General features: G+C 63.1%; 24 protein-coding genes, 6 tRNA genes and 1 other RNA gene. 14 read left to right on the top strand and 17 right to left on the bottom strand.

Translation table 11 applies throughout. The features are described from left to right. Positions 1-135: 135 nt before the first annotated feature. From CIT26_RS08455 to rnpB, 7 genes are all read right to left on the bottom strand, one after another. Positions 136-222: transfer RNA gene (locus tag CIT26_RS08455), tRNA-Leu, on the bottom strand. 52 nt (positions 223-274) lie between these two features. Beyond that, positions 275-359: transfer RNA gene (locus CIT26_RS08450), tRNA-Tyr, on the bottom strand. 104 nt (positions 360-463) lie between these two features. Next, positions 464-543, bottom strand: a tRNA-Ser gene (locus CIT26_RS08445). A 2-nt stretch (positions 544-545) separates the two neighbouring features. Continuing rightward, a tRNA-Ser gene (locus CIT26_RS08440) sits at positions 546-636 on the bottom strand. A gap of 25 nt (positions 637-661) precedes the next feature. After that, positions 662-746 (bottom strand) — tRNA-Leu (locus CIT26_RS08435). A 49-nt stretch (positions 747-795) separates the two neighbouring features. Then, positions 796-872 (bottom strand) — tRNA-Pro (locus tag CIT26_RS08430). A 59-nt stretch (positions 873-931) separates the two neighbouring features. Further along, positions 932-1,233, bottom strand: an RNA gene (gene rnpB / locus CIT26_RS08425) — RNase P RNA component class A. Between the two features lie 224 nt (positions 1,234-1,457). On the opposite strand from rnpB, the gene CIT26_RS36465 reads away from it, so the two are divergent. Both CIT26_RS36465 and CIT26_RS08415 read left to right on the top strand, forming a co-directional pair. Beyond that, positions 1,458-1,631 (top strand): hypothetical protein, encoded by a 174-nt coding sequence (locus tag CIT26_RS36465; RefSeq protein ID WP_095492156.1) that lies wholly within the window; start codon positions 1,458-1,460, stop codon positions 1,629-1,631. Positions 1,632-1,848: 217 nt separating this feature from the next. Next, entirely contained in the window at positions 1,849-2,277 is a 429-nt protein-coding gene (locus tag CIT26_RS08415; RefSeq protein ID WP_095492155.1) for a CBS domain-containing protein, read from the top strand. Between the two features lie 286 nt (positions 2,278-2,563). Here the strand turns inward: CIT26_RS08415 and CIT26_RS08410 are convergent, their stop codons facing one another. After that, positions 2,564-3,343, bottom strand: a complete 780-nt coding sequence (locus CIT26_RS08410; protein ID WP_095492154.1) for an alpha/beta fold hydrolase — start codon at positions 3,341-3,343, stop codon at positions 2,564-2,566. 135 nt (positions 3,344-3,478) lie between these two features. Between CIT26_RS08410 and CIT26_RS08405 the strand changes: the two genes are divergently transcribed. The 3 genes from CIT26_RS08405 (at position 3,479) to CIT26_RS08395 (ending at position 8,889) form a co-directional block, all read left to right on the top strand. After that, positions 3,479-4,387 (top strand): LysR family transcriptional regulator, encoded by a 909-nt coding sequence (locus tag CIT26_RS08405; protein ID WP_095492153.1) that lies wholly within the window; start codon positions 3,479-3,481, stop codon positions 4,385-4,387. A gap of 216 nt (positions 4,388-4,603) precedes the next feature. Further along, a complete protein-coding gene (locus CIT26_RS08400; RefSeq protein ID WP_095492152.1) occupies positions 4,604-5,758 on the top strand; it encodes an efflux RND transporter periplasmic adaptor subunit in 1,155 nt (384 codons plus the stop codon). Continuing rightward, positions 5,758-8,889 carry an efflux RND transporter permease subunit gene (locus tag CIT26_RS08395; RefSeq protein WP_095492151.1) on the top strand — a complete coding sequence of 1,044 codons (3,132 nt, stop codon included), beginning with the start codon at positions 5,758-5,760 and terminating at the stop codon, positions 8,887-8,889. The genes CIT26_RS08400 and CIT26_RS08395 overlap by 1 nt, the downstream gene beginning before the upstream one ends. 257 nt (positions 8,890-9,146) lie before the next feature. Here CIT26_RS08395 and CIT26_RS08390 read toward each other — a convergent pair whose 3' ends face one another. Next, the gene (locus tag CIT26_RS08390; protein ID WP_167391327.1) at positions 9,147-9,575 is read right to left on the bottom strand and encodes a YybH family protein; all 429 of its coding nucleotides are present in this window, start codon (positions 9,573-9,575) and stop codon (positions 9,147-9,149) included. Between the two features lie 483 nt (positions 9,576-10,058). Here CIT26_RS08390 and CIT26_RS08385 point away from each other — a divergent pair, with 483 nt between their 5' ends. Further along, on the top strand, positions 10,059-10,874 hold the full coding sequence (locus tag CIT26_RS08385; protein WP_095492149.1) for an SDR family oxidoreductase: 816 nt from the start codon (positions 10,059-10,061) through the stop codon (positions 10,872-10,874). A gap of 26 nt (positions 10,875-10,900) precedes the next feature. Continuing rightward, on the top strand, positions 10,901-11,395 hold the full coding sequence (locus CIT26_RS08380) for a MaoC family dehydratase (protein WP_280951101.1): 495 nt from the start codon (positions 10,901-10,903) through the stop codon (positions 11,393-11,395). Between the two features lie 5 nt (positions 11,396-11,400). On the opposite strand, the gene CIT26_RS08375 is transcribed toward CIT26_RS08380, so the two are convergent. After that, the gene (locus tag CIT26_RS08375) at positions 11,401-12,051 is read right to left on the bottom strand and encodes a hypothetical protein (RefSeq protein ID WP_143747803.1); all 651 of its coding nucleotides are present in this window, start codon (positions 12,049-12,051) and stop codon (positions 11,401-11,403) included. Positions 12,052-12,350: 299 nt separating this feature from the next. On the opposite strand from CIT26_RS08375, the gene CIT26_RS08370 reads away from it, so the two are divergent. Both CIT26_RS08370 and CIT26_RS08365 read left to right on the top strand, forming a co-directional pair. Beyond that, positions 12,351-12,998: a TetR/AcrR family transcriptional regulator gene (locus CIT26_RS08370; protein ID WP_095492147.1), complete on the top strand. Its 648-nt coding sequence runs from the start codon at positions 12,351-12,353 to the stop codon at positions 12,996-12,998. Between the two features lie 218 nt (positions 12,999-13,216). After that, positions 13,217-13,462: a DUF680 domain-containing protein gene (locus tag CIT26_RS08365; protein WP_095492146.1), complete on the top strand. Its 246-nt coding sequence runs from the start codon at positions 13,217-13,219 to the stop codon at positions 13,460-13,462. An 85-nt stretch (positions 13,463-13,547) separates the two neighbouring features. Here the strand turns inward: CIT26_RS08365 and CIT26_RS08360 are convergent, their stop codons facing one another. The 5 genes from CIT26_RS08360 to CIT26_RS08340 all read right to left on the bottom strand — a co-directional run bounded on the left by CIT26_RS08360 (position 13,548) and on the right by CIT26_RS08340 (position 19,055). Then, positions 13,548-13,778, bottom strand: coding sequence for a hypothetical protein (locus CIT26_RS08360; protein ID WP_095492145.1), 231 nt, complete (start codon positions 13,776-13,778; stop codon positions 13,548-13,550). 71 nt (positions 13,779-13,849) lie between these two features. Continuing rightward, entirely contained in the window at positions 13,850-14,431 is a 582-nt protein-coding gene (locus CIT26_RS08355; protein ID WP_095492144.1) for a sarcosine oxidase subunit gamma, read from the bottom strand. Next, on the bottom strand, positions 14,424-17,417 hold the full coding sequence (locus CIT26_RS08350; RefSeq protein ID WP_095492143.1) for a sarcosine oxidase subunit alpha: 2,994 nt from the start codon (positions 17,415-17,417) through the stop codon (positions 14,424-14,426). The genes CIT26_RS08355 and CIT26_RS08350 overlap by 8 nt, the downstream gene beginning before the upstream one ends. Next, entirely contained in the window at positions 17,414-17,710 is a 297-nt protein-coding gene (locus CIT26_RS08345) for a sarcosine oxidase subunit delta (protein ID WP_095492142.1), read from the bottom strand. Before CIT26_RS08345 ends, CIT26_RS08350 begins: the two co-directional genes overlap by 4 nt. Before the next feature lie 91 nt (positions 17,711-17,801). Beyond that, complete coding sequence (locus CIT26_RS08340; RefSeq protein ID WP_095492160.1) at positions 17,802-19,055, bottom strand: sarcosine oxidase subunit beta; 1,254 nt, start codon at positions 19,053-19,055, stop codon at positions 17,802-17,804. 371 nt (positions 19,056-19,426) lie between these two features. Between CIT26_RS08340 and CIT26_RS08335 the strand changes: the two genes are divergently transcribed. After that, positions 19,427-20,197: an SDR family oxidoreductase gene (locus tag CIT26_RS08335; protein ID WP_095492159.1), complete on the top strand. Its 771-nt coding sequence runs from the start codon at positions 19,427-19,429 to the stop codon at positions 20,195-20,197. 109 nt (positions 20,198-20,306) lie between these two features. After that, positions 20,307-20,696, top strand: a complete 390-nt coding sequence (locus tag CIT26_RS08330; RefSeq protein WP_095492141.1) for an SET domain-containing protein — start codon at positions 20,307-20,309, stop codon at positions 20,694-20,696. A 64-nt stretch (positions 20,697-20,760) separates the two neighbouring features. Here CIT26_RS08330 and CIT26_RS08325 read toward each other — a convergent pair whose 3' ends face one another. Both CIT26_RS08325 and CIT26_RS08320 read right to left on the bottom strand, forming a co-directional pair. Next, positions 20,761-21,207, bottom strand: a complete 447-nt coding sequence (locus CIT26_RS08325) for a DUF6766 family protein (protein ID WP_095492140.1) — start codon at positions 21,205-21,207, stop codon at positions 20,761-20,763. After that, positions 21,194-21,703, bottom strand: a complete 510-nt coding sequence (locus CIT26_RS08320; RefSeq protein WP_095492139.1) for a YciE/YciF ferroxidase family protein — start codon at positions 21,701-21,703, stop codon at positions 21,194-21,196. The genes CIT26_RS08325 and CIT26_RS08320 overlap by 14 nt, the downstream gene beginning before the upstream one ends. A 405-nt stretch (positions 21,704-22,108) precedes the next feature. Here CIT26_RS08320 and rpsU point away from each other — a divergent pair, with 405 nt between their 5' ends. The 3 genes from rpsU to CIT26_RS08305 all read left to right on the top strand — a co-directional run bounded on the left by rpsU (position 22,109) and on the right by CIT26_RS08305 (position 24,015). Continuing rightward, positions 22,109-22,381: a 30S ribosomal protein S21 gene (rpsU, locus tag CIT26_RS08315; RefSeq protein WP_023675331.1), complete on the top strand. Its 273-nt coding sequence runs from the start codon at positions 22,109-22,111 to the stop codon at positions 22,379-22,381. Positions 22,382-22,531: 150 nt separating this feature from the next. After that, positions 22,532-23,377 (top strand): tetratricopeptide repeat protein, encoded by an 846-nt coding sequence (locus CIT26_RS08310; protein WP_095492138.1) that lies wholly within the window; start codon positions 22,532-22,534, stop codon positions 23,375-23,377. A gap of 164 nt (positions 23,378-23,541) precedes the next feature. Further along, a complete protein-coding gene (locus CIT26_RS08305; RefSeq protein WP_095492137.1) occupies positions 23,542-24,015 on the top strand; it encodes a DUF992 domain-containing protein in 474 nt (157 codons plus the stop codon). Positions 24,016-24,150 lie beyond the last annotated feature (135 nt).

Below are 24,150 nucleotides of genomic sequence, written 5' to 3'. Positions count from 1 at the left end.
GCACGCTGATCAGCCCGGCCCCCATGCCGGAGAGCGCGGCGACCAAGCCGTCAGCTACACCACTCCCTGGGACACGATCCCTGCCCGGCGCGCGCTCTACCGAATGAGCTATACCGACCGAATAGCCGACTGATCTGGTGCGGCCGGCCGGAATTGAACCGGCACGCCACGGGCGGCGCCGCATTTTGAGTGCGGTGCGTCTACCATTTCCGCCACGGCCGCAACTGGTGCCCAGGGATGTAGCGACCAACCACCGACACGAAGCTTCAATGATTGGTGGAGGGAGTAGGATTCGAACCTACGAACTCAAAGAGGGCAGTTTTACAGACTGCTGCCATTAACCGCTCGGCCACCCCTCCGAAACGTCCGGAATCAGAACCTTGGCTCGGGCTACGGCGAACCTTGATCTCCGAACTAAATCAGGCGTCCTGCCTTTGGGCGAGCCTCGAAAAACTGGCAAAACTGGCGGACAGGGCAGGATTCGAACCTGCGCCGTCTACCCACTTTCCAGGCGGGCGCCTTCGGCCGCTCGGCCACCTGTCCGCTGGCGGAGGGGGAGGGATTTGAACCCCGAGGCCCTTGCAGGCCTACCCGCTTTCGAGGCGGGCGCATTCAACCGGGCTCTGCCACCCCTCCATATTCGATTTGATGCAGCCCGATTTGGTGCGGACGGCGAGATTCGAACTCGCAACGGGAATGCCCGCCGGGTTTAAGCCGGCTGCGTCTACCGATTCCGCCACGTCCGCGAGTGCTTTTCCAGCTTCGCGCCGCGTTCGCAGAGATCGCGAACCGGGATGGTCGGAGTGGCAGGATTCGAACCTGCAGCCCCCTCGTCCCAAACGAGGTGCGCTACCAGGCTGCGCTACACTCCGGCTCTCCGAGCCCGTAGGCCGAGCTGTGCGCGTCTGCCGGTTCTCGCCACGAGATGCTTGAGACCAGATCCCCTGTAAGCCGGGTTCTGTCGAGGGCTGCCATTCCTCTTGGACGCCTGTCGCCAGGCGCCTCCTTGCCCGCCACAAGGCCCCTCCCCGACACAGGTCACAGGGCACTTCTTGCGGTTGCTTCCCCCACCCTGTCGCCCGTTTCACCCGTCCCGACTGGGACGGCTCGTCTCTGTTGCCGTGGCTCGCCTCGCGGCGGGCAGGCACTACCTGCTGGGGTGTGTCGGCAAAGCCCGGACTTTCCTCGCTCCACGACATTCGTCGCTTAGTGCGCGGCAGCCCGGAGATCTGATCTCTTCTGGTGGAACGGCTGGATCGCCACGATCCGAGGGTTCTCACCATGAAAAATTCGAGCCGCACAGGACCGGGAGCTAACCCATCCCATGCGGCGGAACCGTCTCCGGTCCTGCCGCATTATTTGGGAACAAAACGGGAAACTTCAAGGATCACGCCTCGTAGTGTGCTCCCTTGCCACTTGCATAATGGCGCCTCGTTGCCGCGGCAGGAGTAAAGCAGATGATGGAAGAAAAAGTACGCGAAGCGATCGTCACAGAGCTTGAACGACAAGCGGAAGCCAGTCCTTCGAAGCTGCGGATTTCCGTACGCGATGAGGAACTCGTCGCGGACGGAAAGATCGATCTCGACGGGCTCGCCACGGCGATCGTCGGCGCCGTAGCAGGGGCGCCGTAGCGCGGCAATCGCATAGAACTGCCGCGACCGATCCGGATGCTGGCGGCGCGGGCAAGCGGGTGGAACCATTCGGCCCGGCTGTTAGTTCCATCAACGAAGAACGGACCGAGCGTCGCAGCGCGACAGGCCTGAGGCCCTCAATAAGTCCTTCAGACCAATATCGGTCGACGACCGCAGAGCGCTGGTGCCGTTCTGGGCGCAAACAAGGAGATTCACCATGAAAGTCGCTGAGATAATGACCCCCAACGTCCATCTCGCCAGTCCTGACGAGTCACTGCAGAAAATCGCGAAACGAATGGCGGTTGACGATGTCGGATTCCTCCCCGTCGGAGAAAACGACCGACTCGTCGGAACGATCACCGACCGTGACATCGTCGTGCGTGCGGTCGCCGAAGGCAAAGACGGCAACGCGACGGTCCGCGACGTGATGACTGAGGATGTCAAATACTGCTTCGAGGACGAAGATATCGAGCACGTCGTCCAGAACATGGGTGATATCCAGGTCAGGCGGTTGCCTGTCCTCAATCGCGACAAGCGCCTGGTGGGCGTGGTCTCGCTCGCGGACGCGGCGCTGAAGGAAGATCCGGCAACCGTCGGAATCGCGATGTCCGGCGTGGTCGTACCCGGCGGGGCACACGCGACGTAAGCGTGTTGCCCGGCAGGCGGGATCGGACTGAGTTCAGCGGCCCGCGCTAGCATCAGACCCAAAAGTGGGTACCGGTTTTGGGTCCGATGCTCAAACAAAAAGAGGAGCGGCGGTTTGAAAGTCCGCCGCTCTAGCGCTGCCGCGTCTCAAAGAGCGCACCAAAGACCCTAATCCGACCTTCCTGTCATATTGCCCGGGAGCGTCGATGACGCTCCCGGCAGCACCAGTATCTTGCACGTTTCCGCTTGCGCTCTTGGCCGTGGCTCAGAGCTACGATTGGGCGATGTCAGTTCGGTGCCACCGCGGTATCGCCCAGCACCACACCCTTGGCAGCCTGTTCGATGACGTCGGCTACAGCCTCTGGCTGGGTAAGGAACACCACATGGCTGCCTTTGACCTCCGTGGTGACCGCCCCAATACGATCGGCGGTGCTCCGAAGCAGTTCGGGCGCAATAGCGCCGTCCTCAGTCGCGACAACGTACCAGCTTGGCTTGGTCTTCCACGCCGCCGTCGTCACCTTGGCCTCAAGCGCCTTCATAGCGATCGGCACCTGGGAGTCGCGCAGGAATGCGGTGTCGGCATTGTCGGTGTCCCCAGCAAAGCCGGCCTTAAACGTCTCAGTTTTCAGAAACGCGAAGCCATCGGGCTGCACGTCAGGCTGAAAGTTCGGCGGCGGAGGAACCTCGGCATACTGGTCCAGCGTGGATTGACCGACCTCCGGCGCGAAGGCGGCGACATAGACGAGGCCCGCAACATTGGCAGCGTTGCCGGCTTCTGTAATTACCGTGCCGCCGTAGGAATGACCGACGAGAATGGCTGGCCCATCCTGCCGGGCGAGCACGCGACGCGTTGCGGCTACATCGTCTTCGAACGACGTGAGCGGGTTCTGGACGATCGAGACTTTATAGCCACGACTTGTCAGTTGGTCGTAGACGCCCCGCCATCCAGCTCCGTCGGCAAAGGCGCCGTGGACGAGAACGATGTTGCGGAGCGGAGCGCTCTGTGCGTCGGCAGCCGTTGCCGAAAGCGTCAGCGCACCGACGGCGATCGCTAGGGATTTGATCATGGCAGTTCTCCAGTTGGATTTTGCTGTTGATAGGACAATCATGATCTACCCTGAAGGTTTCGACTTGAATATCGAGCGGATTCGGACATCAATGTCTCAAAATGAGAGACAATCCGAATTTGCTGGAGGACCCATATGCTGCGCGACTTCAGCGATACGGTCGCTTTCGTAAAGGTGGTGCAGGAAGGGAGCTTCACAGCGGCTGCGCGCGTGCTCAAGGTGCCGAAGACACGGGTCAGCCGAAAGGTGCAGGAGCTGGAATCCAGACTGCACACACAACTGCTGAATCGGACAACGCGCAGCCTGAAGCTGACTGAAGCGGGAGCGGTATATTTCCAGCACTGCGAGCGAGTCGTGAAGAATCTGGAGGATGCGGAGAACGCAGTGGCGGAGTTGCAGCAACATCCGCGCGGGTGGCTTCGGATTACAGCCTCGTATTGGCTGGCAACTCGCGTCCTCGCGCCGCTGCTCACCGAGTTTCGCCGCTTCTATCCAGAGGTGTTCCCGCAATTGCTTCTTGGGCACGAAGTCGTCGACCTTGTCACCAAGGACATCGACGTCGCTTTCCGGCTCCAGGAAGGCACCCTGCCCGATTCCACGCTCGCGGCTCGGCGGCTCGGCGCATTGCCGATGGGCATCTATGGAGCCCCGACCTACCTGGAACGTGCGGGAACGCCACAGCATCCATCGGAGCTGGCGGAACATGCCTGTCTGTTGACGGAGTTTTATTTCAATCGTCCGGCGGTAGAATGGCCACTATCGAGCGGCGGCGAGCGGTACCAGTTCAAAGTACGAGCAGTGGCCGTCGCCAGCGATCCAGAGGCTCTTCACGGGTTCCTGCTGGGGGGAGTTGGCCTGCTCATGACCAACCATATGCGCGTCAAGTCGGACGTTGCCGCTGGAAGACTGGTTCGTGTCCTGCCCGAGTGGGCAGGGCCCGAACCGACCCTCTATGCGATCCGGCCAGGAGGCGGCGTTCAGCCCCCCAAGGTTAAAGCATTCTTGGACTTCCTCATTCCGCGGCTCGACTTGAAGAAGATTTGATAGCCAAGGGAGCCACATCTGAAGCCGGCGGCAGCCGGCTGACCCAGTTTGACTCAAGCGTAGCCCTATCAACGTTACGCCGATTTAATGTGCAAGCGAGCGGGAGAATTGCCATAAAGCTTTGATATCGACGAGTCATCCTGCGTGTCGGAGTGTGCCGTCGCGTCTACTTCACCTTGGGAACCGTAGGCGGTATATTTGCCAACCGGAGCGCCGATGGCCACCTGGAAACAGATCGTTTTTGCACTTGTGATCCTCGTCGCGGCTGCGGCCGCCTGGGTTCGCTTTTTTCCAGGCGCGCCGGATGTGCTGGCGCGCTGGGGCATCGACTGGGCTTATGCCGCAACGCCACCAACGGGCGCCGTCGATAACGCCGGGCAAGCAGGCAGCAGCAACGCGGCCGGCCAACGGGTGACTATCGTCGCATTGCCGGCAGCCGCCGCCATCATCAACGATCGCCTGCAGGCGATCGGCACCGGCCGCGCCAATGCCTCGGTGACGGTCAATCCCTACAGTTCCGGCCGCCTCGTCGAATTCCTGGTCGAGTCGGGCGCCCATGTCGAAAAGGGGCAGGTCATTGCCACCCTCGACTCCGACACCGAGGTGATCGCACAGGACCGCGCCAAGGTTGCCTTGCAGGACGCGCTGGCCAAGCTCGACCGGGTCAAATCGCTGCGGGCTTCCAACGCCGCCACAGCGGTCGCCGTTGCCGATGCCGAAGTGGTGCTTGCCAATGCCAAGCTGGTGCTTCGCGATGCGGAACTGGCCTTGCAGCGCCGCTCGATCGTCGCACCGATCGCCGGTGTCGTCGGCATCCTGCCGATTGCCGCCGGCAATTATGTGACCAGCCAGTCGGCGGTCGCCACCCTCGACGACCGCTCCAGCATACTGGTCGAATTCTGGGTGCCGGAGCGCTTCGCCGCCGCCGTCAAGATCGGCGCGCAATTGTCGGCGACGCCGATTGCCAATCCCAACAAAGCCTATACCGGTACGGTTGCCGCTATCGACAACCATATCGATGAAGCCAGCCGTACCCTCCTGGTCAAGGCAAAGATCGCCAACCCGGCCGATTCGCTGCGTGCCGGCATGTCCTTCCAGATCACTATGAAATTCCCCGGCGACAGCTATCCGGCGGTCAGTCCGCTGGCGATCCAGTGGGGTTCGGACGGCGCCTATATCTGGGCCATCGTGGACGGCAAGGCCAAGCGGGTGGCCGTGCGCATCATCCAGCGCAACACCGAGACCGTGCTGATCGACGCCCCGATCGTCAGCGGCGACATGGTGGTGACCGAAGGCACCCAGAGCGTCAGCGAAGGCGGCGAGGTCCGCATCGCCGGCGAAGAACAGCGCGCCGCGGACGCCGACGGCTGATGACCGCAACCAACAACGCCGCCGGCGACACGGGCTTCACCGCGCTGTTCATCCGCAGGCCGGTGATGGCCTTGGTCTTGAACACGCTGATCGCGGTCGCCGGCCTTGCCGCCTTCTATGGTGTCGAGGTCCGCGAACTGCCGGATGTCGATCGCGCCGTCGTCACCGTTAACACGACCTTTGAAGGCGCTGCGGCCGAGACCGTCGACCGCGAATTGACCGACGTGATTGAAGGCGCGGTCGCCCGCGTCTCCGGTGTGAAGTCGATCTCGTCCACCTCGTCCTTCGGCACGAGCCGCGTCACCATCGAATTCAACGACGGCGTCGACCTCGACGTCGCCGCCTCCGATGTGCGCGATGGCGTCGGCCGCGTCGTCGACCAGATGCCTGACACGGCTGATGCGCCGCGCATCGTCAAGGCCGACGCCAATTCCGAGCCGGTGATGCGGCTGGCTGTCACCTCCGACACCATGTCGGTGCAGGACATGACGGTGCTGGTCCAGGACCAGATCGAGGACGAGCTTGCCGCCGTGCCCGGCGTTGCCGACGTCCAGGTCTATGGCGACCGCGACAAGATCTTCCGCATCGATGTCGACCAGAACAAGCTCGCCAGCCTGGGCTTCACCGTCGCCGAGCTGAGGACAGCGCTGGCTTCGGTCGCTTTCGATTCCCCGGCCGGTTCGATCACCACGACCAACCAGGACCTGATCGTGCGTCCGACGGCGGACGTGACCACGCCGGAGGAGTTCGAAAACATCATCATCGGCGGCACAACCCGCATCCGCGACGTCGCCACCGTCACGCTCGGCCCCGACATCGGCCAGACCACATTGCGTTCGAACGGCAAGACCGGCATCGGTCTCGGCATCATCCGCCAGGCGGAATCGAACACGCTGGATATTTCGACCGGCGTCAGGGCCGCGGTCGCCACTCTGCAGGCGGATCTGCCCCAGGGCATGTCGATCAAGGTCACCAGCGACGATGCGGTCTTCGTCAACGGCGCGGTGCATGAAGTCGAGATCGCACTCGGCCTGTCCGTCTCCATCGTGCTGATCGTCATCTACGTGTTTCTCCTCGACTGGCGCGCGACGCTCATTCCGGGGCTTGCGATGCCGGTCGCCATGATCGGGACGATCGCCGCCATCTATCTCGCCGGCTTCTCGGTCAACATATTGACGCTGCTCGCCCTGGTGCTGGCGACGGGCCTGGTCGTCGACGACGCCATCGTCGTTCTGGAAAACATCGTGCGACGACGCAACGAAGGCATGGGGCCACGCGCCGCGGCCGTGCTTGGCGCCCAGGAAGTGTTCTTCGCCGTCATCGCCACGACGCTGACGCTGGTCGCCGTGTTCGTGCCGATCTCCTTCCTGCCCGGCCAGACCGGCGGCCTGTTTCGCGAATTCGGCTTCGTTCTCGCCATATCGGTGCTTCTGTCCGCTATCGTGGCGCTGACCCTTTGTCCGATGCTTGCCTCGCGCATGCTGTCGGTCGCGCCGCTTCACCACGAAGGCGGCAGCGGCATCGGCGCCCGCATCGGCGGCGCGCTGAACACGCTCTACCGGCGCTGCCTGCGCACCTGCCTCGATGCGCCGTGGATCGTGCTCCTGGTCGCGCTGCTGTTTGCAGCCACCGCCTTCACGCTATTCGGCACGATCCGCCAGGAACTGACGCCGACGGAGGACCGTGCCGTCGTGCTCATGCGCGTCGACGCGCCGCAAGGCGTCAGCCTCGACTACACGACGCAGCAGATGCAGAAGATCGAAAAACTGATCCAGCCGCTGCGCGATTCCGGCGAAATCCGCAATACGTTCGAGAGCGCCGGCCGGAACGGCGCCTACAATGCCGGCTTCATGGTGATGACGCTGGCGCCATGGGACGAGCGCGACCGCAGCCAGCAGCAGATCATGGCCGACATCAGCCGGCTCACCCGGCAGGTGCCGAGCGTGCGCGTCTTTCCGATACAGCCCAACAGCCTCGGTATTCGCGGCGCCGGCAACGGCCTGCAGTTCGCGCTGGTCGGCAACAACCGCGCGGCGCTCGGCGACGCTGCGGTGAAGATCATCGCGGAAATGCAGAAGGACCCCGGCTTCCAGTCGCCCCGGCTCTCCGTCGACCCGACGCAGCCCCAGCTTTCCGTCGCCATCGACCGCGAGCGCGCTTCCGACCTCGGCATCGACATCACCGGGCTTGCCGATACCTTCCAGGCCATGCTCGACGGCAATGATGTCGTCGATGTCTATATCGCCGACCGCAGCTACGGGGTGAAGCTCGTCTCGACGACCAACCCGATCAACGATCCGACCGATTTGGAGAACATCTTCCTGAAGACGGCCGACGGCCGCTTCGTGCCGATGTCGACCATCGCCACGTTGACCGAGCGCGCCGTTCCGCCCTCGCTGACCCGCGAGCAGCAGCAGCCGTCGGTGGCGATCACCTCCAACCTCAGCGGCGATTTCGCACTCGGCCAGGCGCTGACCCGCGCCGAAGCAATCGCCACGCCGCTTCTGCCGCCGGGCAGCCGCATCGTGCCGTTGGCCGAGGCGGCGACGCTGGGTGAGACCAACAGCGCCATGATCACCATCTTCGGCTTCTCGCTGGTCATCATCCTTTTGGTGCTCGCCGCCCAGTTCGAGAGCTTCGTCAGCGCCGTCATCATCATGGCGACGGTGCCGCTCGGTCTTGCCTGCGCGATCTTTGCCCTTTTGCTCAGCGGCACCAGCCTCAACGCCTACAGCCAGATCGGCCTGGTGCTCCTGGTCGGCGTCATGGCCAAGAACGGCATCCTGATCGTCGAGTTCGCCAATCAGTTGCGCGACCGCGGGCTCGGCGTGCGCGAGGCGATCGAGCAGGCCTCCACCATCCGGCTGCGGCCGGTGATGATGACGATGATCTGCACCGTGCTCGGCGGCGTGCCGCTGGTGCTGGCGAGCGGCGCCGGCGCCGAGGCGCGGATCGCGCTCGGCTGGGTGATCGTCGGCGGCCTGGGTCTGGCCACCGTCTCGACGCTGTTCCTGACGCCGGTCGCCTATCTCCTGCTCGGCCGCTTCGTCACGCCCAAGGTGGAAGAGGCATCGCGGCTGAAGCGCGAGCTCGAGGAAGCCGCCTACACCAATGTCGACCCGGCGGAGTAGCTCTGCTCGCCAAAGGATGCCGGCAGGCAAGTGAGGGGCGGGAGCAAACCCTGCGAATAATGGGTGCTGCCTCATCCAGCCCTCGACGCCTTCGCTGATGCTCTGAACGAACTGGCGTTGGGATCGACCTTCACGCTTGAGAATGTTTGATCGACGACCTGGAGCATTTGCAGCCAAACGTCTTCGTTTGGCGTCCGACAAAATGCGTCAAACAAAGACCTGGAGCGCGGTTTTGGTTTACCAAAACGCAAGGCGCTCTAGGGCGCGAGGTCCATGACGGCTGTCCTGGTCTGCATATTAACGGGCAGGGAGACGTGCTCGTGCGTGATGAACCACCTGTCACCGGAGCGCTGAAAGCTGTTGCTCACGCGCACCCAGTAGTCAACGTCCTGGCCCGTCTTCAGTGTGCCACTTGCTCGGATGAGCATCCATGCAGCCGCGACAGTATCGCCGGCTATTACTTTCAGGTCGCCAAGTTCCTGGCCAATAGGGCCCGTCCAGCGGCCGAACCAATCCGAAAACCGCTCCCGAAGGGCGGATGAGCCTGCGTACTGGAGCGGTGGTACGAGGTCGAAATAGACGATGTCTGGAGAATAGAGGGACATGACCCACTCGATGTCCTTGTCGCCCATGGCGGCTGATCGACTGTCCAACAAGGCCCTGATCTGTGTTTCGGCAGATGTCATTGTTACCTCCGTTCTGCGCATTTCTCCCGCTCATCAGGTGTGAAGGCCGAGATGACAAACGTCATATCGATAATGCGCGACAGCCTGACGAATCTCGTGTCCCGCATGGGAACCCCCAGCAACAAGCTGGCGTCGAGCTAATATGGAACGCCGATCCTCGACGACCAGCAACTGCTCAACGCATCCCCGGGGATCATTCCAGCCTTTGATGGCGTGCTGGCGTGGCGTGACTGGCAGGCCGAAGGCGTCGAGATCGAACCGATCTTCGGGTCACCTTCTCCCCATGGCCAACGGCAGAAGGGAACGCCGCACCATGGCCCCCCATCGCCTCCAGCGCGTTGTCGCCCGCGGTTCTTCGTGTACCCATCAGTAGCAGCGGCTCCGGCACTTTACCCCCGGCAAGGATGATCGTAATTCGGATATCCTTGTCAGCGTTAAGTCGTCCCCCTGAACCACGAGGCAAGGATGCGCGGAGAAGTTGCAATGAGCTATCTGGACGAGCTGTTTTCGGTGGCCGGCAAGACCGCGCTGGTGACCGGGGCTGCGACCGGCATCGGCCGCATGGCTGCAACCGCTTTGGTCAGGGCCGGCGCAACCGTGATGATCGCCTCGCGCAAGGGCGAGGATTGCATCAGGGTTGCCGGCGAACTGAACGGCCTCGGCGGCTCCGGCCGGGCCGAAGGCTTTGCCGGCGATGTCTCCAGCGAAGCTGGCATCGCGGCGCTGGTCGATGAGGTCAAGGCGCGGACCGAGCGGCTGAACATCCTGGTCAACAATGCCGGCGTTTCCTGGGGCGCGCCGCTGGAAAGCTTCCCCTACCATGCCTGGGCCAAGGTGTTCGGCGTCAACGTCACCGCCGTGTTCCATCTGACACGCGAGCTTCTGCCGCTGCTCGACGCCGCCGCCAGCGATGCCGATCCGGCCCGGGTGATCAATCTGGGTTCGGTGATGGGCACGCAGCCGCTAGCCGACGACGCCTACTCCTACTCTGCCTCGAAGGCTGCTGTTCACCATCTGACGCGCACCTTGGCGATCGAGTTCGCCGCCCGCCGCATCACCGTCAACGCGTTCGCGCCCGGCCCCTTCCAGAGCCGGATGACCGCCTTCGCCACGGCGACCGAGGACCAGGCAAGACATGTCGGCGGCCACGTTCCGATCGGCCGCATCGGCGCGCCGGATGACATTGCCGGCGCAACGCTCTATTTGTGCAGCCGTGCCGGCAGCTATATCACCGGCGCCATCCTGCCGATTGATGGCGGGCAGTCGGTGCAGCATGGGCTGACACTGTTCAAGGAATGAAGCCGCTCGCGCTCCGGACGGTTGAAATGGAGGACATCAGCGTGGAACCGATCAGTCTCGATGTGCTTCTGGCCAGCGTCGGCAAGGAGGTCGGCGTGTCGCGGTGGCGGGTCGTCTCACAGCGCATGATCGACCAGTTCGCCGATGCCACCGACGACCACCAGTTCATCCATTGCGATCCGGAGCGCGCCAAGCGCGAGACGCCGTTCGGCGGCACCATCGCGCATGGCTTCCTGTCGCTTTCGCTTTTATCGGCAATGACCTTCGAGACCATGCCGCCGCTCGAAAACAGCAAGATGGGCGTCAATCATGGCTTCGATTCGCTGCGCTTCCTGGCGCCGGTGAAGACCGGCGCGCGCATCCGCACCCGTTTCGTGCTGGCCGACGTCAAGGTCAGGCCATCGGGCTGGGTGCAGACGGCGCATGACGTGACGATCGAGATCGAGGGTTCGAAAAAACCGGCATTGACGGCGCGCTGGCTGACGCTGACATTGATCGAGCGCCAGCCAGAAGCGGCTTGAACGGCTCAGCGAGCCTCGGCAGAGATGATCCTCATGTGCCGGCCGACCTGCAGGGCGATGTAGACGACCAGTGCGCAACCGATCGGGAACACGATCTCGTTGAGGCCGGTTGTGATCGCCCGCGGCAATTCAAGGGCAACGCCGTTCGCCGCGGCCGTCTCAATCGTCAGGACCGTGATTCCGCCGCCGAACATCGCGCCTATCGAGGCGCCTGCCAGCGCGAAATGGAGCGGACGGGGCCTTTCCTTCGACGCCAGCGAGGCCAGTATCCAGCCGAGCAAGCCGTATTCGATGGCCCGCAGCACGCCAAGTGTGGTGAGAGAGAGGGTGGCCGGTTTTGTGGCCGCATCAAGAGCACTTACCATGACCTTTTGCGCCCCCTTGGCGATGGCCATCGCCAGTGGTGCCGAGATTGCGGCGATCAGGCCGCCGAGCGAGGCTCGCACCTTGGCGATCGCCGTGCCGAGGCTGAGACCGGCGCAGACGAAGAACGCCCACGTCACGCCTTGCACCAATTCGATCAGGACCTGGGTGGTAGCCGGGTGAGAGCCCACTGCAAATCTGCCAGCCAGAATAAGGGCTTCCATGGCGAAGCCGAGCGAGATCGCCAGCCATGCAACCATGACCACCCGCCTGAGTGCCAGTCTGGGCATCATCAGAAAGTGGATCCGCGTTTAGCGCACTGGACGAAAGCTCGGTCATGATCGTATCGGCCCCCAGAAACAAAATTTCTTACAGAACCGCCAGCTAACCTCTGGTTGTAACAGTCCGATGTTGCGTCGTTTCTACCCGGGTAACACTTGTGATCGATGTTGGGGCGAAAACGACTCAGAAGCAGTATCGCCAATCGGAGCGCTGCGAAGCCGATTTCGGCAACGCCGATTTTGGCAACGCCTTGTCCGATTCCGTACAGCGTATATAATTTAGCCAGCCACAAACAGAAGGCAGGCGAAAATTGCCGCTCAGCGTCCAGACACGCCGCGAGAAACAAAAGGCCGAACTGCGCTCCGAACTTGTCGATGCGGCGCACAAGCTCGTGCAGGAGGAAGGCTATGAAGGCCTCACCATCCGCAAGCTGGCCAAGCGCGTCGGCTATGCACCGATGTCGGTCTATTCCTATTTCGCCGACAAGCAGGACATTCTGTTCGCGCTTGCCGAGGATGCGTTCGAGACTCTGGCAAAGCGTATCGAGGATCACCCGGCCGACGATCCGATCGAGGCGCTGCAGGTGGTGATGACCGAGTACGCGGCTTTCGGCCTTGGCAATCCCAACGAATATCGCACGGTATTCATGACCGAAAAGGTCAAGCCCCCGGAAGGCAGGACCTTCGCCGAAATGCAAGAGGGCAACCCGTTGATGAAAGTGCTGATCAATAGGGTCGAGGCCTGCGTTGCCGCCGGCAGGCTGAAGGGCGATCCGCGCGCCATCGCCACCATGCTATGGGCGGTCGGCCACGGCACGATCTCGCTGCTGATCACCTTTCCTTTCTATCCGTTCGGCGACCAGCAGGCTTTCGTCAAGCGGATGTGCGACTTCACGCTTGCCGCGCTGGCCACCCAGGACGTGCCGCCGCTGACCGAGACGCCGGTCAATTGCTGCTGAAGGGCCCCTCGGTTTCGGGTACCTGAAGATCGTGTATGGCACGGGTGAACGGCGCCGCGTGCGCAACTCGGCGCGCGCTGGCGCGACCCGAATCCCAACATCCACATAAAATTCTTCGTACATGTACGACTTCTGCTTGAACCCTCTGATTGTCGGGTGTATATGTACGCTGTATCGTACATGTACGGAAGATTCAGCGGTTGGACTGGAGACAGATGATGAGAAAGCCGATCTTCGCCCTCGTGGCCGTCCTGGCATTCTCGGGCGCGGCCTTCGCCGGCGAGAGCCAGCCCGGAAAGCAGGTGCCGGCCGCGACCTGCGCCGACACCGACATCAAGCTCGATTGCGGCGCGACCGGATCGGTCGAAAAGTCAGGCTCGGCCACTCGCAATGGCTCGACTGAAAACAAGGGCCCGCGGCTCGGTATCGACATCGATCCGTGGATCGTACCAAGCACGTTCTGAGGTTCGAAGACAAATGGGCGGTAGGAAATCCTGACCGCCCGTTTTCGTGGCCATTTCAGCCCGACTCAACCGAACCTGATGGAAGCTATTTCCTGCGCTTCTTCATTCCGGCCACGATCTTGGCCTTGCCGGGCCTTGCGGGAGCACCGGAAATGGAAGTCCCGGTGATCGACACCGGATCGCTGGCCGGAAACGTGTCCTCGAGCCCTTCCTCGAGTTCCTCTTCAATGTTCGGTTCGTCGTGCTGCTCGTGTTCGAACGAGCGCACGGCCGGCGTCTTCTGGACCGGTGGATTCGGCGCGGATTTCGACCGCATCGACATTCTCCCTCGACTTGCTCCGCCTCCCTCGACTTGCTCCGGCAACGGCCCGAGCGCAGCAATTATTCCTAAGCCGCTGCGTCGCCTGCCGCCTCCGACAGGAAAATAAAGACATAATCGGAGAAGGAACGCCAGCATTCGACGCGGAACGCGTCGGACGCGGTGCGCAACAGCACGATCTCGACCTTGCCGAGAATGGTGCGCGAGGCCGCGCCCACCGGAAAGGCATCGAGCGACAGATCCTGCGGACAGCCTGAATTGATCGTCGCCGCCGCCGCCGGGCCGGTGACCGATATGGCGACGTTGCGATGCGAGATGCCGACCGCAGAATGCAGCACTGTCACCTCGGCGCAGTCGGCGAGCGGGTCTCTTCCCACCTCATCGATGACCAGCCATTCGTCTGGCCCAAGCCACAACGCCGTACGCCCGGCCTTCGCCGCCGAAGTTTTGGGCTTTCGCGGCAGCGTCACGCCGAGCGCCTTCGAAAGCGCCGCGACCGAGGCGTCCGGCGCGCGCAGCGAAATGCGCTCCGCCGGTGGCAAGACAGCAAGCGTGACGCCGGTTGCGGAAAGCTCCTGACCGGCGAGAGCCGGGCGGCGTTCGACCGACGGCGCAGCGACGCCAGATTTCCTCGCGGCAGCCTTAGCCATTGAGGCGCTCCCCCTTCTCGTCGAAGAACACCATGCCGGTGACCTCCACCTCTATCGTCCCATTGGGCATCGGTACGGAAAGCGTCTCGCCCATCCGGTCGCGGCCTCCGGCAACCAGGGCCAGTGCGATCGAGCGGCCGCAATTTTGCGACCAGTAGCTCGAGGTGACATGGCCGATCATGGTCATCGGGATCGCCTGCTTCGGATCGCCGACAATCTGTGCGCCTTCTTCCAGCACCACTTTCGGGTCTTTGGTTTTCAGGCCGACGAGTTGCTTGCGGCCCTTGGCGACAAGGTCCGGCCGCGCCATGCCGCGAATGCCGACGAAATCGGTCTTCTTCTTGCCGACCGCCCAGTCGAGCCCGGCATCACCAGGCGTCACCGTGCCGTCGGTGTCCTGGCCGACGATGATGTAGCCCTTTTCGGCACGCAGCACGTGCATCGCCTCGGTGCCGTAGGCACAGGCGCCGTGCTTCTGGCCCTCGGCCCACAGCGCTTCCCAGACGGCCTGGCCGTAGTCGGCCGGCACGTTGACCTCGAAGCCGCGCTCGCCGGTGAACGACATGCGGAACAGCCTTGTCGGCACGCCGCAAATCCTACCTTCGCGCACTGACATATGCGGCAGCGCCCCGTCCGACATGTCGATGCCCTCGACCAGCGGCGCGATGATCTCCCGGGACTTCGGTCCCTGCACGGCGATCACCGCCCACTGCTCGGTGATCGAGGTCAGCCAGACATTGAGATGCGGGAACTCGGTCTGGAGGTAATCCTCCATATGGTTCATGACGCGCGGCGCACCGCCCGTCGTCGTCGTCACATGGAAGCGGTCCGGCGCCAGTCTTCCCACCACCCCGTCGTCATAGATGAAGCCGTCCTCACGCAGCATGATGCCGTAGCGGCAGCGGCCGGGCTCCAGTTTCTCCCACGGATTGGTGTAGAGCAGTTCCATGAACTTCGCCGCATCCGGCCCGACCACCTCGATCTTGCCCAGCGTCGAGGCGTCGAACAGGCCGGCCGTCTTGCGCACCGTGACACACTCACGATCGACAGCGGCGTGCATGTCCTCGCCTGCCTTCGGAAAATACCAGGCGCGCTTCCATTGGCCGACATCCTCGAACACCGCGCCTTGGCGCTCGGCCCAGGGATGGATCGCCGTCTTGCGGGTCGGGTCGAAGAGCGGACCCCGCGCGTGCCCGATGATCGCGCCGAAGGTCACCGGCGTGTAGGGCGCCCGGAACGTCGTCAGACCGACCTGCGGGATCGGCTTGTCCAGCGTCTCGGCGGCAATCGCCAGGCCGTGCATGTTCGAGGTCTTGCCCTGGTCGGTCGCCATGCCGTTGGTGGTGAAGCGCTTGACGTGCTCGATCGAGCGCATGCCTTCATGCACCGCCTGGCGGATGTCCTTGGCAGTGACGTCGTTCTGGAAATCGACAAAGGCCTTGACCGTCGTATCCGGCCCGGCGCCGGGCGCCGCACCCAACATGCCGCGTGACCAGCTCTCGCTGGCGTCGACCTTCGGCTTGGTTCCCTTGACGGTGTTGGCGCCGGCATCCTTCGCCGCTTTGGCGCCCGCCGCATAGGCCTCGTCGATCGTCGCCGACAGCCCGTCCGTGCCGTTGCAGGCGCCGACGGAGACGCAGTCCTGCGCATAGGTACCGGGCACGAAGCGCTTGGTCTCGTCGTTGAAGGCGACCTTGCCACGCGATTGCGAGAACAGATGCACCGACGGCGTCCAGCCGGCCGACATCATGATCGCGTCAACCGGGATGGTGCGCTCGCCGCCGCCATTCTTCGGCTGCACGGTCATCGACGAGACGCGCAATTTGCCGCCGGCGCGGATTACCGCCCGGCCGAAATTGATCTCGATGCCGAGCGCCCTCGCCTCATCGATTATCGGCCCAGTCGGGTTGTCGCGCAGGTCGACGATGGCCGCCACGCCGACACCGGCCTTCTTCAGATCGATCGCCGCCGCATAGGCGGAATCATTCGCCGTATAGACGCCGACATTCCTGCCGACCGCGACGCCGTAATGGTTGAGATAGGTGCGCGCCGCCGACGCCAGCATGATGCCGGGCCGGTCATTGTCGGCAAACACCATGTGCCGCTCGATGGCGCCGGTCGCCAGCACCACGCGTTTGGCGCGAACCTGCCACAGCCGCTCGCGCGGCTGCTCGCGGCCGGGGTTCTGCAGATGGTCGCTGACGCGCTCGACCAGCCCGACGAAATTCTGCGCGTAATAGCCGAAGGCCGTGGTGCGGGACAGCACGCGGACATTGTCCATGGCCTTGAGCGTCGCGACTGCACCTTGCGCCCAGGCAAAACCGTCCTGGCCGTCGATCTTGGCGCCGCTCTCGAAACGCAGGCTGCCGCCGAAATCCGCCTGTTCATCGGCAAGGATGACGCGCACGCCGGTCTCGGCCGCGGCAAGTGCGGCGGCGATGCCGGCAGCACCTCCGCCCAGCACCAGCACGTCGCAATGGGCGAAGCGCGCCGAATAATGGTCGGGGTCCGGCTGGTCGGGGGCGACGCCGAGACCCGCTGCGGCCCGGATCTTGGGCTCGTAGAGGTTTTTCCAGGCGGATTTCGGCCACATGAAGGTCTTGTAGTAGAAACCGGCCGAAAACAGCGGCGAGGCGATGTCGTTGACGGCGCCGACGTCGAAGGCAAGCGACGGCCAGCGGTTCTGTGACTGTGCCGTCAGCCCGTCATAGAGCTCCTGCACCGTGGCGCGGACATTTGGTGTCTTCCTGGCGAAGTCGCGCTTGATCTCAACCAGCGCATTGGGCTCTTCCGCCCCGGCGGACAGGAAGCCGCGCGGCCGATGGTATTTGAACGAGCGGCCGACCAGATGGACGCCGTTGGCGAGCAGCGCCGACGCCAGCGTATCGCCCTCGACACCGGCATAGGACTGGCCGTCGAAGCTGAAGCGGGCCGTCTCTGCCTGCTTGAGGCGCCCGGCGCCGGGAATGCGGAACGCTGCGATCATTTGGCGGCTCCCGGCAGCTTCGCGGGCTTGGGCTCGCCGGCCTTGTAGGTCATCAGGAACCTGTCGCTGACGGTGTCGCGCACGGCATTGAAGAACCGCGCGCAGCCATGCATGTGCCGCCAGCGCTCATAAATGATGCCTTTGGGGTTCGAGCGGATGAAGAAGAACTTTTCGAAGTCGTCATCGCTTGTCGCGGCCATATCCGCCGAACGTGCAATATGCGCCTCGCCGGCGTTGCGGAATTCGAGTTCCGGACGCTCTTCCTCGCAATAGGGGCAGCGGATGAGAAGCATGGTTGTTCCTACAATTCGCTGTGGCCGACGCGGGCGCCGGCCGGTTGATCGCAAAGCCGCTGACCCATGGCGACAGCCATCTCGGCCATCATCAGTGTGCCACCGCTGCCGCTGCCGCCTCGTCGATGAGTCGGCCGGTGCGGAAGCGCTCGATGGTGAAGGGCGCGTTGATCGGGTGCGGATCGTCCCTGGCGATGGTGTGGGCAAAGACATGGCCCGAGCCCGGCGTCGCCTTGAAGCCGCCGGTGCCCCAGCCGCAATTGACAAAGAGGCCGGGCACCGGCGTCTTGGCCAGGATCGGCGAGCGATCGGGCGTCACGTCGACGATGCCGCCCCACGAGCGCAGCATTTTCATGCGCGTGAACATCGGGAACATCTCGCAGATGGCGTCAAGCGTGTGCTGGAGAACGTGCAGGCCGCCGGTCTGCGAATAGGAGACATACTGGTCGGTGCCGGCGCCGATGACCAGTTCGCCCTTGTCGGACTGCGAGATATAGGCATGCACGGTGTTCGACATCACCACGCATGGGAATACCGGCTTGACCGGCTCCGACACCAGCGCCTGCAGCGGATAGCTTTCCAGCGGCATGCGCACGCCGGCCATGTTCATGATGACGGACGAATGCCCGGCGGCCACCACGCCGACCTTCCTGGCGCCGATGAAGCCGCGCGTCGTCTCGACGCCGGTGACCGCGCCGTTCGGCGCCCGCTTGACGCCGGTGACCTCGCAATTCTGGATGATGTGGACGCCGCGCGCCGAAGCGCCGCGCGCATAGCCCCAGGCAACGGCATCGTGACGCGCGGTGCCGCCGCGACGCTGCAGGGTGGCACCCATCACCGGATAGCGGGCATCGCGCGAAATGTTGAGCGGCGGGCAGAATTCCTTGGCGGCTTCCGGCGTCAGCCATTCATTGTCGATGCCGTTCAGACGGTTGGCATGGACGTGGCGTTTCAGCACCTGGATGTCGTGGACATTGTGCGCCAGCATCATGACGCCGCGCGGCGAATACATGACGTTGTAGTTGAGCTCCTGGCTGAGCCCGTCCCAGAGCTTCAGCGCATGGTCGTAGATGCCGGCGCTCTCGTCATAGAGATAGTTGGAGCGGATGATGGTGGTGTTGCGGCCGGTGTTGCCGCCGCCGAGCCAGCCCTTTTCCAGCACCGCGACATTGGTGATGCCGTGCACCGTGGCGAGATAATAGGCGGTGGCCAGGCCATGGCCGCCGGCGCCGACGATGATGACGTCGTAGTCCTTCTTCGGCTCTGGCGAAGACCACTGCTCCTCCCAGCCCTTGTGGCCGCGCATGGCCTCGCGGGCGATGGCGAATACCGAGTATTTCTTCAACGTTCCAGCCTCGCGCCAAAGGTCTCGCATGACCCCGAAAATCGGAATCGATTTTCGGAAGGATCATGCGCAAATCAAAGTGCTACGGCGTCCTTTGCGCGTCCAAGAGGGCGCGCGGCGCTGTAGCGGATTGCGGCCGGGCAGTCAGTCAGCCTCGGCGCGCGAGGTGTATCACTAGCGAAACCGCGCTGCCAGCCTTGCGCTGTTTGCGACGGCGCTTGCCGTTTTGCGCCGCGACAAAAAAGACCTGTCGAAGCGACGAGCCGAACGATCCCGGACGCCTTCGCAGGTATCGGGTGGCTCGCGCCGCCTCGACCTGCGACCAAGCATCCGATTGCCGGCGCAAGCTGGCGCGAAAAAGGATGCAAAAAATGCTCGCACTCGCCAACAAGGTCGCCCTCGTCACCGGCGCCAGTTCCGGGATCGGCCGCGCCACGGCAAAACTCTTTGGCGAGGAAGGCGCCAAGGTGGTCGTCGCTGCCCGTCGCCAGGCAGAGCTGGACGCGCTCGTCGCGGAAATCGAGGAGGCCGACGGCACGGCCATTGCTCTTGCCGGCGACGTTCGCGACGAAGCCTATGCCAGAGCCCTTGTCGAGCTGGCGGTCGAGAAATTCGGCGGGCTGGATATCGCCTTCAACAACGCCGGATCGGTCGGCAAGATGGGTCCGATTTCGGAGCTGTCGCTGGAGGGCTGGCAAGAGACGCTCGACACCAACCTGACCAGCGCCTTCCTCGGCGCCAAATATCAGGTGCCGGCGATGGTCGAACGCGGCGGCGGATCGCTGATCTTCACCTCTACCTTCGTCGGCCATACTGTCGGCATGCCCGGCATGACCAGCTATGCCGCAAGCAAGGCCGGGCTGATCGGATTGACGCAGGTGCTTGCCGCCGAATACGGCGCCAAAGGCGTGCGGGTCAACGCACTTCTGCCGGGCGGCACCGACACGCCCGCCAGCATCACCAATGCCCCGGGCGCCGGTCCCGAGGTGCTGGCCTTCGTCGAAGGCCTTCATGCCCTGAAGCGGATGGCGCAGCCGGAAGAGATCGCCCGCTCGGCGCTCTATCTGGCTTCGGATGCATCGAGCTTCACCACCGGCGCGGCGCTGTTTGCCGATGGCGGTGTCTCGATCAACCGAACCTGAGGCGTTTCCCGCGTGGGCGAGCGAGCCGCAATGTCGCAAAAGCGGTCTTGCTTTCCAGCGCGATTTGGTAATTTCTTCGGACACTTCTGTTCGAAGACGGGCCTAAAACATGCTGCTGATCAGGACCTACATCGCTGCTAGCGCAATCGAGGGCGTCGGCGTGTTCGCCGCCGAGCCGATCAGGAAGGGAGCGTCGATCTGGCAGCTCGATCCGGATTTCGACCGGCTGATCCCGATGGAAAAATATGGGGCCGCGCCGACCCACCTCAGGGAATTGCTCGACAGATATGCCTATCCAAGCCCGGACCGGCCCGGATTCATGGTCTATGAAGTCGACAATGGCCGCTTCATGAACCACGCCGAAAGGCCGAACACGGATTTTTCGCAGTATGGCGGGGCAACCGCGATCCGCGACATAGCGGCTGGCGAGGAAATAACCTGCGACTACGGCGAGTTCTTCGAGGATTTCGAGCGGCTTCATTTGGCCACGGCATCATAGCGATCTGGTGTAGCAGCATCGAACAGCTCGAAGCGACGATCGGCTCCCGGCCATGTTTCCCGGCTTAGTTCCGGTGGGTGTGCGGCTCGTCGGTGTGGCGGCCTTCATACTGCAGGTCCAGATCGCGAATCGCCTCCTTGCCTTTCTTCGGATCGACAAGCCTGAGAAGCGCGTCGATCTTGGCCTCCATCCGGTCGGTACTCTCCTTCGATTGCGGCGATCCGACGAAGAGCAGGAACGCCAGGCCACCGACCTGCCAGAGCAGCTGCAGGAATTCCGACTGCCAGTTCTCGAGCGTGTCGCGGCTCATCTCGATCAGATAGCCGCCGAACTCGGGCGGTTGGCCAAGCGCTCGCTGCTCGTCGAGATAGGCGAACCAGCCGAAAACCCAGTGGCCGACAAGCGAAATGATGAAGAAGCCGAGGGTAATCCAGGCATAGCTGTAAGCCCGCCAGACCGAAGGTCGTCGCTTCACGTTGCTCGCCGGCCTGCTGTCCTCATCGTTTGGCATTGTCGCTGTCCGACGCCGAGCGAGCCAGGAACTGCTGCGTAGTCGCGGGCAGCTTGTTTTTCAGCCACTCGGCCATCGCCTCCTCTTCACGCAGATTTTGTTCGCAGGCCCGGACGATCTCCGTTTCGCCGAGGGACTCGGCGGTTGCGATGAGGATCGTGTAGGAGGCGATCTCCATATGCTCAAAGGTGTAGCTCGCCAGTGAGCCTTTCATCACCTCGTCGTCGGCGAAGACGCCGCTTAGGGACTGCGCCATCGCCAGCAGCTTGCCGCCGGCGTCCTTCAGCGCGGATGTATCTTCGCCCAATCTTTCCAGGCATGTTCCGAGGCGCGCGGCGTGTCCCCTCGTCTCATCGAGGTGCAGCCTGATGCGCTCGCTGAGCTCGGGATAACTCGCCAGCCGATTGAGCTGGCCGTTCAGCATGGTTTCGGCCTGCTCCTCCATCGCATGCGCATCCTTGAGCCATTGAACGAGCCATTCACGGGTGCCTGACATCGGTTTTCCCCTGTACTTGTTTCGCCGCAACAACATTGGGGAACGAGGTTGGTTCCTTCGTCGATAGAGCCGGGCGGAGCGTTCTGCCGGATTGGGGCAGCCAGAATTTATCGGTGGCGAAGAAAACGCCAACGATCGCTCTCATCGGCGCGGAGGCCCCGAGAAGGCAAATCTACTACCAGAGGTCGTAATTCCTTGCTTTCTGACGGCAGTTATGCTATTGATTTGCGCATGGTACTGATTTGCGCCGACGACCCGCCGCCGAGGCGGGTTTTTCGTTTCGGCAGTGGACAGAGCGGCGTGATTCTGCTATCAGCCGCCACAATTCGTGGTGTAGACCGCCGCGGAGGCAAGCGACTATGGCCACTTGCCTGTTGTTAACAAACCCGAAAGACAGGATTGCCCGTGCAGGTACTCGTCCGCGACAACAATGTTGATCAGGCGCTTCGCGCGCTCAAGAAAAAGATGCAGCGCGAAGGCATCTTCCGCGAAATGAAGATGCGCGGACATTATGAGAAGCCGTCCGAGAAGCGCGCCCGCGAAAAGGCGGAAGCCGTTCGCCGCGCCCGCAAGCTGGCCCGTAAGCGCGCTCAGCGCGAGGGTCTGCTGCCGATGACGCCGCGCCCGGTGGCGGCTGGTGCTGCTGGTGCAGGTGCTCCGCGTCCGCCGCGGTTCTGACGCCAATTTTTCGTCCTTTTCGAAGGATACCCAGGGTGGCGCGATGCGTAATCGCCGCCACCTTTTTGTTGAATTCGACCAGTTCGGAGAGGGCCGGTTCGGAGAGGGAACAGACCTGACGGCGCGGCGGGCAGTGAGGACAGAGCAGACATGAATGCAACAAGCGTGAAGCGCAGAACCGCAATGCGCGGCTTCGCCCTGACGGCAGCCCTGCTTTCCGGCTTGGCGCTCGCCGGCTGCCAGACAGCCCCGACCGGCGAATTCACCAACATCGACAAGGCACAAGGGTCGGCCGAGAACATCTCCTCGCTGTCGGCCGTTATCCAGCGCAGTCCCCAGGATCCCGAAGGCTACAATGTGCGCGGCTCCGCCTATGGCCGCGGCGGCCAGTATCAGGCGGCGCTCAAGGACTTCGACACCGCCATCCAGCTCAATCCGAATTTCTACCAGGCCTATTCGAACCGCGCTCTCATCCAGCGCTTCCTCGGCGACCAGGCGGCCGCGCTTGCCGACTACAACCGCTCGATCCAGATCAATCCCGACTATGACGCCGCCTATATCGGCCGCGGCAATCTCTACCGCAAAGCCGGCCGCATCCAGGAAGCGTTCAACGATTTCCAGAAGGCGATCCAGCTCGACACGACAGATGCGCGCGCCTATCACAATCGCGGCCTGATCTATCAGAGCCAGAGCCAGCACGCTTTCGCCATCGAGGATTTCTCGACCGCCATCTCGCTGGCGCCGGACGCCGCCGAACCCTACAATGGCCGCGGCCTCTCCTATCTCGCCATGAACGATGAGGACAATGCCTTCGCCGACATCAACATGGCGATCAAGCTTGATGGCAAGAATGCCGAGGCCTGGTCCAACCAGGCGCTGATCTACGAGCGGCGCGGCGACAAGGCCAAGGCGGCAAAATCCTACCGCGAGGCCGTGCGCCTCAGCCCCACCTACCAGCCGGCCAAGGACGGCCTGGCGCGCACCAGCACCGGCTGACCGACGGCGGCGTTGGGCCTGTTATGGCAGGCCTGCCGTTTGGCATGCCTTCGAAACCCTCAATGACTGTGCATTGACGCTCGCCTTGATCGCGCCAGGTTTTCGGCGGAACGCTCGGGATGTTCAGCCGTTGTTCAAGGCAATTCGCGAAAAGGACCCCTCCCATGATCAAGAAACTCGCCTGTGCCGCCGCCCTCGCCGCCACGGTGCTCGCTGCCCCTGCCAGCGCGGGCAGGCTGGAGCTCGGCGTACTTGACTGCACCATCGACGGCGGCACCGGCTATATCGTCACATCCAACAAGGGCGTGGCCTGCACCTTTCGCCCCCATCATGGCGGTCCCCCCGAAGCCTATACCGGGGTCATTTCCAAGCTCGGCGTCGACGTCGGCAGGACGCACCAGGGCGAATTGATATGGGCGGTTCTGGCGGCCACCCGCGATCGTGATTCCGGCGATCTTGCCGGCAGCTATTATGGCGTCAATGCCGAGGCCAGCCTGGTGACCGGCGGCGGCGCCAACCTTCTGGTCGGCGGACTGAACAGCGCCTTCTCGCTCCAGCCTCTCAACGTACAGGCGCAGACCGGCGTCAACCTGGCAGTCGCCGTCACCTCACTGGAGCTGATCCACTCGTTCAAATAAGCGGCATAGCGTAGCTCTGCATGCGGCGCGGGACAGGATAGGACTGTTACGCGCCGCATGATTTTTGGAAAACCGGCATGCCAAAGGATGATCATCGCTGACGCCATGATCGCCAATCTTCGATTACCCTGAGTT

Origin of the sequence: Mesorhizobium temperatum (assembly GCF_002284575.1) — a bacterium.
Taxonomy (GTDB): Bacteria; Pseudomonadota; Alphaproteobacteria; order Rhizobiales; family Rhizobiaceae; genus Mesorhizobium; species Mesorhizobium temperatum.
Note: the sequence above shows the minus strand (reverse complement) of the source record. Positions and strands in the feature narration are given on the sequence as shown.